Origin of the sequence: Streptococcus sp. 959, from assembly GCF_013277075.1 — a bacterium.
GTDB lineage: Bacteria > Bacillota > Bacilli > Lactobacillales > Streptococcaceae > Streptococcus > Streptococcus pseudopneumoniae_C.
On sequence record NZ_VMMF01000012.1, the window covers coordinates 49,486 to 61,773 of the forward strand.

Genomic DNA, 12,288 nt, shown 5'->3' on the forward strand with positions numbered 1-12,288 from the left:
AGAGTCTGTTCACTCTGGCGATAGTAGTATAAATGAGGAGAAACGCTTTGGAATTAGAAGTATTTGCTGGGCAAGAAAAAAGTGAACTATCTATGATTGAGGTAGCGCGAGCTATCTTGGAACTTCGTGGTCGCGATCATGAGATGCATTTTAGTGATCTTGTAAACGAAATTCAAAACTACCTTGGAACATCAAACAGCGATATCCGTGAAGCTTTGCCTTTGTTCTACACAGAGTTGAACTTTGACGGTAGCTTCATCTCACTTGGAGACAACAAATGGGGTCTTCGTTCATGGTATGGTGTGGACGAAATTGACGAAGAAATCATCGCTCTTGAAGAAAATGACGACGATGAAGTAGCACCAAAAGCTAAGAAAAAACGCGTCAATGCCTTCATGGATGGCGATTCAGATGCTATTGACTACAATGCAGATGATCCAGAAGACGAGGACGCATACGAAGCAGATCCAGCTCTTTCATACGATGATGAAAATCCAGATGATGAGAAAAATGAAGTGGAAGCTTACGATGCAGAAATCAACGAAATCGCTCCAGATGACTTGGGTGAAGACGTGGATCTCAACGAAGACGACGACGAGTTTTCAGATGATGATGCTGAAAACATCGAGGAATAAAAGTTAGCTATTGACAATTATCCTATTTTTAGGTATCATATTGTTCGGGCACCTCTTTTAGAGGTCGGGGCTCCCTAGTTCTTAGGGAGCTATTTTTGTTTTTTCAAGAAGTTATCTTCTTGTATTTTAGTTGTGAATCTGGTGCAGTCGTTCCAGATTATTCTTATTAGTAGGGTCTTGTTTTCTATGTCCCCTCGTAGTTGACAAGACCTTGAGCATTTTAGAAAGAGGAATCTATGTCTACGAAATATATTTTTGTAACTGGTGGTGTGGTATCGTCTATTGGGAAAGGGATTGTTGCAGCGAGTCTGGGCCGTCTCTTGAAAAATCGTGGTCTAAAAGTAACCATTCAAAAGTTTGACCCTTATATCAATATTGATCCGGGAACCATGAGTCCTTACCAGCACGGGGAAGTTTTTGTGACAGATGACGGAGCTGAGACAGATTTGGACTTGGGTCACTATGAACGTTTCATCGATATCAATCTCAACAAATATTCCAACGTGACTACTGGTAAAATTTACAGTGAAGTTCTTCGTAAAGAACGCCGTGGAGAATACCTTGGGGCAACTGTTCAGGTTATTCCTCATATCACAGATGCTTTGAAAGAGAAAATCAAGCGTGCCGCTGTAACGACAGACTCTGATGTCATTATCACAGAGGTTGGTGGAACAGTAGGAGATATCGAGTCCTTGCCATTCCTAGAGGCTCTTCGTCAGATGAAGGCAGATGTGGGTGCGGATAATGTTATGTACATCCATACAACCTTGCTTCCATACCTCAAGGCTGCCGGTGAAATGAAAACCAAACCAACTCAACACTCTGTAAAAGAATTGCGTGGATTGGGAATTCAACCAAATATGTTGGTGATTCGTACAGAGCAACCAGCTGGTCAAGGAATTAAAAATAAACTAGCCCAGTTCTGTGATGTGGCACCAGAAGCCGTTATCGAATCGTTGGACGTTGAGCACCTTTACCAAATTCCATTGAACTTGCAGGCACAAGGTATGGACCAAATTGTCTGTGACCATTTAAAATTAGATGCACCAGTAGCGGATATGACAGAATGGTCAACTATGGTGGACAAGGTCATGAACCTGAAAAAACAAGTTAAAATTTCCCTTGTCGGTAAGTATGTTGAGTTGCAAGATGCCTACATCTCTGTGGTTGAAGCCTTGAAACACTCTGGTTATGCCAATGACGCAGAAGTTAAGATTAATTGGGTCAACGCCAATGATGTGACAATAGAGAATGTGGCAGAGCTTTTGTCTGATGCAGATGGAATCATCGTACCAGGTGGTTTCGGTCAGCGTGGTACTGAAGGGAAAATCCAAGCTATCCGCTATGCGCGTGAAAATGATGTTCCAATGTTGGGAGTCTGCTTGGGAATGCAGTTGACATGTATCGAGTTTGCTCGTCACGTTTTGGGTCTTGAAGGTGCCAATTCTGCAGAGCTTGCACCAGAAACAAAATACCCTATCATTGATATCATGCGTGATCAGATTGATGTTGAGGATATGGGGGGAACCCTTCGCTTGGGACTTTATCCATCTAAGTTGAAACGTGGATCTAAGGCTGCGGCTGCTTATCACAATCAAGAAGTGGTGCAACGCCGCCACCGTCACCGCTATGAGTTTAACAACGCCTTCCGTGAGCAATTTGAGGCAGCAGGCTTTGTCTTCTCAGGTGTTTCTCCAGACAATCGTTTGGTCGAAATCGTGGAAATCCCTGAAAATAAATTCTTTGTAGCTTGCCAGTATCACCCTGAACTTTCAAGTCGTCCAAACCGCCCAGAAGAACTCTACACTGCCTTTGTCACTGCAGCAGTTGAGAACAGCAATTAGCTAGATTATAACCTTTGAGAAGAATCTCAGAGGTTTTTTGCTTGCATATTTAGGATATAATTTGCAAAATAAAAATATAGTGATATAATTAACATAACAACAACTAAGGAGGAACTACAATGAAAAAAATCACATTATTTGGTTTGTCTCTAGCTGGTCTAGCTTTACTGGCTTTTCCACATTCAGGGCAGGCATTTGAGCTTAAAGAAGAATGGGTTGTTAAGTGTGGAGTGCAGTATCAAGATGGCAAGATTCTTCGGTTTAACAATGGTCATGAAGTGGATATCAAAGTCTTGGATTTGCCAAAAACCGAGAAAATTGAGTGGACGGTTAGTCTCGATGGTCAAGATCAAACTGTCAATTTTCTAGGTCAAGAAAAGGACAAGTCTATGATGGGCGTAGAGGGGCGTTACCTGAATTTCTATGTTCCATATGGTTATAGAGGAGATATCAAGGTAGAAGCTAAGAGCGGAAATGAAGTAAAGACCTGGTCAACGAAAGTTGTGGATGATATTCATAATGATAGTGGAAAGAGAGGTTACTATCGTATTGAAGAATCAAATGATCAATACACTTACCTCGATGCTAAATGGGATTATCAAACCAAGATTTACACAGCCACCTTACCAGAGACTGTCAATGGTCAAAAAGTCTTTGCTTGGGCAAATTATGATAATGACGAGTTGAAACTAGAAAAACCAAAATCTATCAGTCATAAATATGATGATGGAGGAGCTTTCAGAGAACTTTATCCGATTGTAAAAGCAGAAAGCTGGCTAAAATCAAACCAAAACTGGTACTATCAAAAACAAGGTCAATTAGTACAGAATGCTTGGGTTAAAGCCAAGGGAACTTGGTACTTTATGAATGATAAAGGAGTCATGTTCAATCAAACTTGGCTATATCAAGGTGGCAACTGGTATGCCTTTAAATCATCAGGAGCTATGATTGCGAGTGACTGGCTTTACGACCAAGGCAAGTGGTACTATTTATCAACTTCAGGAGCCATGAAAGCAAGCACTTGGGTTTATGACAAGGGAGAATGGTATTATGTAAGTTCTTCTGGTGCCATGCTAGCGAATGATTGGGTCAAAGATAATGGTAAGTGGTATTATCTGGCTTCATTGGGTAAGATGCTTCGCAATACCTATACACCTGATGGTTACTACGTTGGTAACTCAGGCGCCTGGCAATAAGAATAAGAAGTCCTTTTCCTTAAAGGAAGAGGCTTTTTACTTGCTTTTCTGCTGCTTCCTCATTTGTCCTAAAGCCTTTTTTGTGTTAAAATGAATGGTATGAAAGCTAAAAAAATGTGGATGGCAGGTCTGGCTCTGCTTGGTATTGGGAGCTTTGCCCTTGCTACGAAAAAAGTTGCAGATGACCGTAAGCTCATGAAGACTCAGGAAGAGTTGACAGCGATTGTACGAGACCATTTTTCAGATATGGGGGAAATTGCGACCCTCTATGTTCAAGTTTATGAAAGTAGTCTGGAGAGCTTGGTTGGCGGCGTCATTTTTGAGGATGGCCGTCATTATACCTTTGTCTATGAAAATGAAGATCTGGTCTATGAGGAGGAAGTCTTATGATACAACCAGCAAGTTTAGAAGAATTAGCATCTTTAGTAGAAAAAGATGGGAAAAAGGTATTTCTTTTTGTGGCGGACTGGTGTGGCGATTGTCGTTATATCTATCCTGCCTTGCCAGAAATTGAGGAGACCAATCCAGAGTTCACCTTTATTCGTGTGGACCGAGACCAGTATATGGATTTAGCCAAACTCTGGGATGTTTACGGGATTCCTAGCCTTGTTGTTCTAGAAAAGGACAAGGAAATCGGCCGTTTTGTCAATCGCGACCGTAAAAGCAAGCAACAAATTAACGACTTTTTAGCAGGACTGAAATAGGAGAAAAAGAAAACAATGATTTTTACATACAACAAAGAACATGTCGGTGATGTCCTTATGGTCATCGTGAAAAATAGCGGAGATGCCAAACTGGATGTAGAACGCAAAGGCAAGGTAGCCCGTGTTTTTCTCAAAGATACTGGGGAAACAGTAGCTTGGAATATTTTTGAAGTTTCAAGTTTATTTGAAATTGCAGAGCATGGTCAAGTCTTTTTATCAGATGAACAGGTCGCTCGTTTGAACCAAGAATTACAAACGGAAGGTTTTGCAGAGGAAATTGTTAATGACAAGGAACCTAAGTTTGTTGTTGGTGAAATTGTCGAGATGGTAGCTCATCCAGATAGTGACCACCTCAACATCTGCCAAGTTGCAGTCGCAAGTGACAAGACAGTGCAAATCGTAGCAGGGGCTCCCAATGCGCGTGTGGGGTTGAAAACCATTGTGGCTCTTCCTGGAGCTATGATGCCAAAAGGCAATCTTATTTTCCCAGGTGAGCTTCGTGGTGAAAAGAGTTTTGGCATGATGTGTAGTCCTCGTGAATTGCATCTGCCAAATGCTCCGCAAAAACGTGGTATTATTGAATTATCAGAAGACCAAGTTGTTGGAACTCCATTTGATCCAGCTAAACACTGGACTGCCTAAGAAGTTGTTAGTATCTGATAGACCAGATAGAAGGAAATAAGATGGCAAAAAATGTAGTGATTACAGGGGCGACATCAGGAATTGGTGAAGCGATTGCGCGTGCTTATCTAGAGCAGGGTGAGAATGTTGTTTTAACTGGACGACGGATAGACAGACTAGAAACCCTCAAGTCGGAGTTTGCAGAAACTTTTCCAAATCAAACAGTTTGGACTTTTCCGCTAGATGTTACGGATATGACCATGGTAAAGCCTGTCTGCTCCGATATTTTGGAAACGATAGGGCAGATTGATATCTTGGTCAATAACGCTGGACTAGCTCTAGGTTTAGCACCTTATCAGGACTATGAAGAGTTGGATATGTTGACCATGCTGGATACCAATGTCAAAGGTTTAATGGCAGTCACTCGTTGCTTCTTGCCAGCAATGGTAAAATCCAATCAAGGTCATATTATCAATATGGGGTCAACCGCAGGAATCTACGCCTATGCTGGTGCCGCTGTTTACTCAGCTACCAAGGCAGCGGTTAAGACCTTTTCAGATGGACTGCGAATTGATACCATTTCAACAGATATCAAGGTGACCACCATTCAGCCTGGAATTGTCGAAACAGATTTTTCTACAGTGCGTTTTCATGGTGACAAAGAGCGGGCTGCGTCCGTTTACCAAGGAGTAGAAGCTTTGCAAGCTCAGGATATTGCAGACACAGTAGTCTATGTGACTAGTCAACCTCGTCGTGTTCAGATTACAGATATAACTATTATGGCCAATCAACAGGCGACAGGTTTCATGGTTCATAAAAAATAAAAAATTTTCTCGAAAAGTTACAAATTTCTGTAACTTTTTTTGATTTCCTACGAATAGATAAGTAGGAGGAAAAAATATGTATAATAAAGTTATCTTGATTGGACGTTTAACGTCTACACCAGAATTGCACAAAACCAACAATGACAAGTCAGTTGCGCGAGCAACCATTGCTGTGAATCGTCGTTACAAAGACCAAAATGGTGAACGCGAAGCGGATTTTGTTAATATGGTTTTATGGGGAAGACTAGCAGAAACATTGGCAAGCTACGCAACCAAAGGCAGTCTTATTTCCGTGGATGGAGAATTGCGTACCCGTCGCTTCGAGAAAAATGGCCAGATGAACTATGTGACCGAGGTACTTGTGACAGGATTCCAACTCTTGGAAAGCCGAGCCCAACGTGCCATGCGAGAAAATAACGCAGGACAGGATTTGGCAGATCTAGTCTTGGAAGAGGAAGAATTGCCATTTTAAGCATTGAAAAGTCTGAGTTGGTCTCAGGCTTTTTATCTTGAGAAAGTCAGACTTTTTTCTTGACTATTTCTGACCAAGTGATACAATAGAACTATGAATTAGCACTCAAGTGCAAAGAGTGCTAATAATATCTATCTCATTATGGAGGAAATCAGATGTTGAAACCATTAGGAGACCGTGTGGTCTTGAAAATCGAAGAAAAAGAACAAACTGTTGGAGGATTTGTCCTTGCAGGTTCAGCCCAAGAAAAAACAAAAACAGCTCAAGTTGTAGCTACTGGACAAGGGGTTCGTACCTTAAACGGTGATTTGGTGGCTCCAAGTGTCAAGCCTGGCGACCGTGTCTTAGTTGAAGCCCATGCAGGTATTGATGTCAAAGATGGCGATGAGAAGTACATCATCGTTGGCGAAGCGAACATTTTGGCTATCATTGAAGAATAGAAGGAGAAAGTAAGTATGTCAAAAGAAATTAAATTTTCATCTGATGCTCGTTCAGCTATGGTTCGTGGTGTCGATATCCTTGCAGACACTGTTAAAGTAACCTTAGGACCAAAAGGTCGTAACGTTGTTCTTGAAAAATCATTCGGTTCACCTTTGATTACCAATGATGGTGTGACCATTGCCAAAGAAATCGAGTTGGAAGATCATTTTGAAAATATGGGTGCCAAATTGGTATCAGAAGTAGCTTCAAAAACCAATGATATCGCAGGTGACGGGACTACAACTGCAACTGTTTTGACCCAAGCGATCGTCCGCGAAGGAATCAAAAACGTCACAGCAGGCGCAAATCCAATCGGCATTCGTCGTGGAATTGAAATAGCAGTTGCTGCAGCAGTAGAAGCCTTGAAAAACAATGCCATCCCAGTTGCTAATAAAGAAGCCATCGCTCAGGTTGCTGCCGTGTCTTCTCGTTCTGAAAAAGTTGGTGAGTACATCTCTGAAGCCATGGAAAAAGTTGGCAAAGATGGAGTCATCACTATCGAAGAGTCACGTGGTATGGAAACAGAACTTGAAGTTGTGGAAGGTATGCAGTTTGACCGTGGTTACCTTTCACAGTACATGGTAACAGATAGCGAAAAAATGGTAGCTGACCTTGAAAATCCATACATTTTGATTACCGATAAGAAGATCTCAAATATCCAAGAAATCTTGCCACTTCTCGAAAGCATTCTCCAAAGCAATCGTCCACTCTTGATTATTGCGGATGATGTGGATGGTGAAGCTCTTCCAACTCTTGTATTGAACAAGATTCGTGGAACCTTCAACGTAGTAGCAGTCAAGGCACCTGGCTTTGGTGACCGTCGCAAAGCAATGCTTGAAGATATAGCCATCTTGACAGGTGGAACAGTTATCACAGAAGATCTTGGTCTTGAGTTGAAAGATGCGACAATTGAAGCACTTGGTCAAGCTGCGAGAGTGACTGTTGATAAAGATAGCACTGTTATCGTAGAAGGTGCTGGAAATCCTGAAGCGATTTCTCACCGTGTTGCAGTTATCAAGTCTCAAATCGAAACTACAACATCTGAATTTGATCGTGAAAAATTACAAGAACGATTGGCCAAATTGTCAGGTGGTGTAGCAGTAATCAAGGTCGGAGCTGCAACTGAAACTGAGTTGAAAGAAATGAAACTCCGCATTGAAGATGCTCTCAATGCTACTCGTGCAGCTGTTGAAGAAGGAATCGTTGCTGGTGGTGGAACAGCTCTTGTAAATGTTATCCCAGCAGTGGCTAATTTGGAATTGACAGGAGATGAAGCAACAGGACGCAATATTGTACTCCGTGCCTTGGAAGAACCTGTTCGTCAAATCGCCCACAATGCAGGATTTGAAGGATCAATCGTTATCGATCGTTTGAAAAATGCTGAGCTTGGCACAGGCTTCAACGCAGCAACTGGCGAGTGGGTCAACATGATTGAAGAGGGAATTATTGACCCAGTTAAAGTGAGCCGTTCAGCCTTACAAAATGCGGCATCTGTAGCCAGCTTGATTTTGACAACAGAAGCAGTCGTAGCTAACAAACCAGAACCAGCAGCCCCAGCTCCAGCAATGGATCCAAGCATGATGGGCGGCATGATGTAAAAGCAACTTATAAAAAATACAAAAGGAGGGATGCGTATTTCCTCCTTTTATGGTTTTCTATTTTAAATAGATTTGAGCTCTCCTAACTTATATGATAAAATAAGACTAGAAAAAGGAGAAGAACATGATCGATGTAGAAGAAATTCTGAGCAAGATGAACCCCAATCAGAAGATTAATTATGACCGTGTCATGCAGAAAATGGTACAAGTATGGGAGAAAAATGAGCAGCGACCAACCATTCTCATGCATGTTTGCTGTGCCCCTTGCAGTACCTATACCCTCGAATATTTGACCAAGTATGCAGATGTGACCATCTATTTTGCCAATTCTAATATCCATCCCAAGGCAGAATACCATAAGCGGGCTTATGTTACCAAGAAATTTGTCAGTGATTTCAATGAGAGGACAGGAAATACGGTTCAGTACCTAGAAGCACCTTATGAACCCAACGAATATCGTAAACTGGTTCGAGGTTTGGAAGAAGAACCTGAAGGTGGCGACCGTTGTAAGGTTTGCTTTGACTACCGTCTGGATAAAACAGCGCAAGTGGCTATGGATTTGGGCTTTGACTACTTTGGCTCAGCCTTGACTATCAGTCCACATAAGAATTCTCAAACCATCAACAGCATCGGAATCGATGTGCAAAAGATTTATACCACCCACTATCTTCCCAGCGATTTCAAAAAAAATCAGGGCTACAAACGTTCAGTAGAGATGTGTGAAGAGTATGACATCTACCGTCAATGTTATTGTGGCTGCGTCTATGCGGCCCAAGCCCAGAATATTGACCTTGTTCAAGTTAAGAAGGACGCCACGGCTTTCTTACTGGATAAGGATGTTGAAAAAGATTATTCCCACATCAAATTTACTGTTACTAAATTAGATATATAGAGACCAACCCAGCTGAAAAACTGGGTTTTTATACTCTTCGAAAATCAAATGCCAACCGCGTCAACGTTGCCTTTCCGTATGTATGGTTACTGACTTCGTCAGTTCTATCTACAACCTCAAAGCAGTTCTTTGAGCAACCTGCGGCTAGTTTCCTAGTTTGCTCTTTGATTTTCATTGAGTATTAAAATAAAAAACCAGGGCTCTCACCCCAGTTTGACAACTTTACCGATTCTTTAGTTCTACATAGCGCTTGTACCAAATGTTTACATAGGCTTCTGAGAAAGGACCACGTCCATTGTTAATCCAATCAACAAGAATTTTGACATGTTCTTTTAAAATATAGTCCAAATCATCAGAATAATTCATTTTGCGTTTGTGACGCTCATATTCTTCAACGTCCAAGAGACGTTTTTCCCCATCTGTAAAAATTTTAACATCCAAATCGTAATCAATATACTTTAGTGCTTCTTCGTCAAGATAGTAGGGGCTAGCCATATTGCAATAGTAGGAAATTCCATTATCACGAATCATGGCAATGATATTAAACCAATATTTCTTGTGAAAGTAAACAATAGCTGGTTCTCGAGTAACCCAACGACGACCATCACTTTCGGTAACAAGTGTATGATCGTTGACACCAATAATGGCGTTTTCTGTTGTTTTTAGTACCATGGTGTCCCGCCAAGTTCGGTGGAGGCTCCCATCATGCTTATAACTTTGAATTGTAATAAAGTCGCCTTCTTTTGGAAGCTTCATAACTAACCAACTTTCTACAATTTATAAGTTTATCGTTTACTATTGTACCATAAAATTACCTAAAATCTGTGAATTTTACATGAAAAAATTAAAGATATTCTCTGAGAGCGCTTGCTATATCCGAAAAATCGTAGCCTTTTCGTGCTAAAACTTGAGTTAAACGCTGTTTAAGTTCGTATCCTTCATATTTTCGGGCATACTTAGCATATTGCTTATCAAGTTCCTTGAAGATGAGTTCCTGAGTCGTTTCTTGGTCAACTTGACTATCCAACTGGTCAAAGGCACTTTTAGCATCAGAGTAAGAGAAGCCCTTGTTGGTCAAGTTCTGGATAATCTTATCTTGCAAGGCACGAGCTGGAAGTTTTCCTTCATATTTTTTCAATAGTTTATTAGCAACACGTTGAGCAACTTCAGAAAAATCAAATTCTTTCAATATCTCTTCTATAGTAGATTTTGAAATTCCTTTTTGTGCTAATTTCTGAGTCAGTACATAAGGCCCCTTGTCTCCTGAAAGTTGATTGGCATTGATGATAGCATAAGCGTACTGGCTATCATTGATCCACTTATCTTCTTTAAGATTAGCAATAACTTGCGCAACTATGTTTTCATCAATATCATATTTTTTCAGATATTCTCTGACCTCTTTTTCAGTGCGAGCTTTGAAGGATAGGTGGTAGAGGGCTAGATTTTTACCATAAGAAAATTGGGCAAAGTCTTGAATCTCTTTCAATTCCTCTTCGCTTATCACCTTATCTCTCGATAACATAAAACGAACAATTGTATCTTCGGTGATGTAGCATTTGTCGCCATTATCAAGCTCCATCAGATAGAGTCTTTTTTTCTTTTCAAGTTTTGTGATTTTCATAGTTCTATTATAACTCAAAATGTGATAAGATAGGGGTATGAATCTGAAAGTGAAACAAAAAATACCATTAAAAATCAAGCGCATGGGAATTAATGGTGAGGGAATCGGCTTTTACCAAAAAACATTAGTCTTTGTGCCTGGTGCTCTCAAAGGAGAAGATATCTATTGTCAGATTACTTCTATTAAACGTAACTTTGTTGAGGCAAAATTACTGAAGGTTAATAAGAAGTCAAAATTCCGAGTTGTGCCAGCTTGTACTATTTACAATGAATGCGGAGGCTGTCAAATCATGCACCTGCATTATGATAAGCAGCTAGAGTTCAAGACGGACCTACTTCACCAAGCACTGAAAAAATTCGCCCCTGCAGGATATGAAAACTATGAAATTCGTCCAACTATTGGAATGCAGGAACCCAAGTACTATCGTGCTAAGTTACAATTTCAGACTCGAAAATTTAAAAATCAGGTCAAGGCAGGCTTATATGCACAAAACTCTCATTATTTAGTAGAGTTGAAAGACTGCCTGGTACAAGATAAGGAAACTCAAGTGATTGCTAATCGCCTAGCAGAATTACTTACTTATCACCAGATTCCAATCACTGATGAGAGAAAAGTTCTAGGTGTTAGGACTATTATGGTCCGACGAGCAAGAAAGACCGGACAGGTTCAGATTATTATTGTTACAAACCGTCAGCTTAACTTAACACAACTGGTAAAAGATTTAGTTAAAGATTTCCCAGAAATTGTGACAGTAGCTGTGAATACAAATACAGCTAAAACAAGTGAGATATATGGTGAAAAGACAGAGATTATCTGGGGAGAAGAGAGTATTCAAGAAGGTGTACTCGACTATGAATTCTCACTATCCCCTAGAGCTTTCTATCAGCTAAATCCTGAACAAACAGAAGTCCTCTATAGCGAAGCAGTAAAAGCGCTGAATGTTGATAAAGAAGACCATTTGATTGACGCTTATTGTGGAGTTGGAACGATTGGATTTGCATTCGCAAAGAAAGTAAAGACACTCAGAGGTATGGATATTATTCCAGAAGCCATTGAAGATGCCAAGCGAAATGCTAAAAGAATGGGATTTGATAATACTCATTATGAAGCTGGAACAGCAGAAGAGATTATTTCTCGTTGGTACAAGGAAGGATACCGAGCAGATGCTTTGATTGTAGATCCACCGCGTACAGGTCTGGATGATAAGTTATTAGACACTATTCTTACCTATGTACCAGAAAAAATGGTTTATATTTCTTGTAATGTTTCGACCTTGGCTCGTGATTTGGTGCGCTTAGTAGAAGTCTATGATCTACATTATATCCAGTCGGTCGATATGTTCCCACATACAGCTCGAACTGAGGCTGTTGTAAAATTAATTAAAAAAATTAGAAAAAGTAG

General features: G+C 40.6%; 14 protein-coding genes. 12 read left to right on the forward strand and 2 right to left on the reverse strand.

The genetic code is table 11. The annotated features are described in order from the left end of the window. Nucleotides 1–47 precede the first annotated feature (47 nt). The 11 genes from rpoE (at nucleotide 48) to HT717_RS04235 (ending at nucleotide 9,266) form a co-directional block, all read left to right on the forward strand. Nucleotides 48–635 (forward strand): DNA-directed RNA polymerase subunit delta, encoded by a 588-nt coding sequence (gene rpoE / locus HT717_RS04185; RefSeq protein ID WP_000418401.1) that lies wholly within the window; start codon nucleotides 48–50, stop codon nucleotides 633–635. A gap of 236 nt (nucleotides 636–871) precedes the next feature. Further along, nucleotides 872–2,479 (forward strand): CTP synthase, encoded by a 1,608-nt coding sequence (locus HT717_RS04190; protein ID WP_049540662.1) that lies wholly within the window; start codon nucleotides 872–874, stop codon nucleotides 2,477–2,479. Between the two features lie 119 nt (nucleotides 2,480–2,598). Beyond that, entirely contained in the window at nucleotides 2,599–3,675 is a 1,077-nt protein-coding gene (locus HT717_RS04195; protein WP_049540660.1) for an N-acetylmuramoyl-L-alanine amidase family protein, read from the forward strand. 90 nt (nucleotides 3,676–3,765) lie between these two features. Beyond that, nucleotides 3,766–4,065 (forward strand): DUF4651 domain-containing protein, encoded by a 300-nt coding sequence (locus HT717_RS04200; RefSeq protein WP_049540658.1) that lies wholly within the window; start codon nucleotides 3,766–3,768, stop codon nucleotides 4,063–4,065. Next, complete coding sequence (locus HT717_RS04205; RefSeq protein ID WP_000615777.1) at nucleotides 4,062–4,379, forward strand: thioredoxin family protein; 318 nt, start codon at nucleotides 4,062–4,064, stop codon at nucleotides 4,377–4,379. Before HT717_RS04200 ends, HT717_RS04205 begins: the two co-directional genes overlap by 4 nt. Nucleotides 4,380–4,394: 15 nt before the next feature. Continuing rightward, nucleotides 4,395–5,021, forward strand: a complete 627-nt coding sequence (gene ytpR, locus HT717_RS04210) for a YtpR family tRNA-binding protein (RefSeq protein WP_049540656.1) — start codon at nucleotides 4,395–4,397, stop codon at nucleotides 5,019–5,021. A 41-nt stretch (nucleotides 5,022–5,062) separates the two neighbouring features. Beyond that, nucleotides 5,063–5,824 carry an SDR family NAD(P)-dependent oxidoreductase gene (locus HT717_RS04215; protein ID WP_049540654.1) on the forward strand — a complete coding sequence of 254 codons (762 nt, stop codon included), beginning with the start codon at nucleotides 5,063–5,065 and terminating at the stop codon, nucleotides 5,822–5,824. Between the two features lie 76 nt (nucleotides 5,825–5,900). Continuing rightward, complete coding sequence (locus HT717_RS04220; protein ID WP_000282442.1) at nucleotides 5,901–6,296, forward strand: single-stranded DNA-binding protein; 396 nt, start codon at nucleotides 5,901–5,903, stop codon at nucleotides 6,294–6,296. 155 nt (nucleotides 6,297–6,451) lie between these two features. Then, nucleotides 6,452–6,736, forward strand: a complete 285-nt coding sequence (groES, locus tag HT717_RS04225) for a co-chaperone GroES (RefSeq protein WP_000917326.1) — start codon at nucleotides 6,452–6,454, stop codon at nucleotides 6,734–6,736. A gap of 15 nt (nucleotides 6,737–6,751) precedes the next feature. Next, nucleotides 6,752–8,374 carry a chaperonin GroEL gene (gene groL / locus HT717_RS04230; protein ID WP_049540652.1) on the forward strand — a complete coding sequence of 541 codons (1,623 nt, stop codon included), beginning with the start codon at nucleotides 6,752–6,754 and terminating at the stop codon, nucleotides 8,372–8,374. 124 nt (nucleotides 8,375–8,498) lie between these two features. Further along, nucleotides 8,499–9,266, forward strand: coding sequence for an epoxyqueuosine reductase QueH (locus tag HT717_RS04235; protein WP_000567567.1), 768 nt, complete (start codon nucleotides 8,499–8,501; stop codon nucleotides 9,264–9,266). A gap of 222 nt (nucleotides 9,267–9,488) precedes the next feature. On the opposite strand, the gene HT717_RS04240 is transcribed toward HT717_RS04235, so the two are convergent. Together HT717_RS04240 and recX are read right to left on the reverse strand one after the other, a co-directional pair. After that, on the reverse strand, nucleotides 9,489–10,022 hold the full coding sequence (locus tag HT717_RS04240; RefSeq protein WP_000775316.1) for a DUF402 domain-containing protein: 534 nt from the start codon (nucleotides 10,020–10,022) through the stop codon (nucleotides 9,489–9,491). Nucleotides 10,023–10,110: 88 nt separating this feature from the next. Further along, entirely contained in the window at nucleotides 10,111–10,887 is a 777-nt protein-coding gene (gene recX / locus HT717_RS04245; protein WP_049540649.1) for a recombination regulator RecX, read from the reverse strand. 37 nt (nucleotides 10,888–10,924) lie between these two features. Between recX and rlmD the strand changes: the two genes are divergently transcribed. Further along, nucleotides 10,925–12,288, forward strand: a 1,364-nt coding sequence (gene rlmD / locus HT717_RS04250) for a 23S rRNA (uracil(1939)-C(5))-methyltransferase RlmD (protein WP_173304464.1), incomplete at its 3' end; no start/stop codon positions are given.

Coding starts and splice junctions, on each gene's coding strand:
- HT717_RS04240 (WP_000775316.1), bottom strand. CDS start 10,022: ATGAAGCTTCCAAAAGAAGGCGACTTTATTACAATTCAAAGTTATAAG.
- HT717_RS04205 (WP_000615777.1), top strand. CDS start 4,062: ATGATACAACCAGCAAGTTTAGAAGAATTAGCATCTTTAGTAGAAAAA.
- HT717_RS04200 (WP_049540658.1), top strand. CDS start 3,766: ATGAATGGTATGAAAGCTAAAAAAATGTGGATGGCAGGTCTGGCTCTG.
- HT717_RS04190 (WP_049540662.1), top strand. CDS start 872: ATGTCTACGAAATATATTTTTGTAACTGGTGGTGTGGTATCGTCTATT.
- HT717_RS04215 (WP_049540654.1), top strand. CDS start 5,063: ATGGCAAAAAATGTAGTGATTACAGGGGCGACATCAGGAATTGGTGAA.
- HT717_RS04195 (WP_049540660.1), top strand. CDS start 2,599: ATGAAAAAAATCACATTATTTGGTTTGTCTCTAGCTGGTCTAGCTTTA.
- recX (WP_049540649.1), bottom strand. CDS start 10,887: ATGAAAATCACAAAACTTGAAAAGAAAAAAAGACTCTATCTGATGGAG.
- groL (WP_049540652.1), top strand. CDS start 6,752: ATGTCAAAAGAAATTAAATTTTCATCTGATGCTCGTTCAGCTATGGTT.
- HT717_RS04235 (WP_000567567.1), top strand. CDS start 8,499: ATGATCGATGTAGAAGAAATTCTGAGCAAGATGAACCCCAATCAGAAG.
- ytpR (WP_049540656.1), top strand. CDS start 4,395: ATGATTTTTACATACAACAAAGAACATGTCGGTGATGTCCTTATGGTC.
- groES (WP_000917326.1), top strand. CDS start 6,452: ATGTTGAAACCATTAGGAGACCGTGTGGTCTTGAAAATCGAAGAAAAA.
- HT717_RS04220 (WP_000282442.1), top strand. CDS start 5,901: ATGTATAATAAAGTTATCTTGATTGGACGTTTAACGTCTACACCAGAA.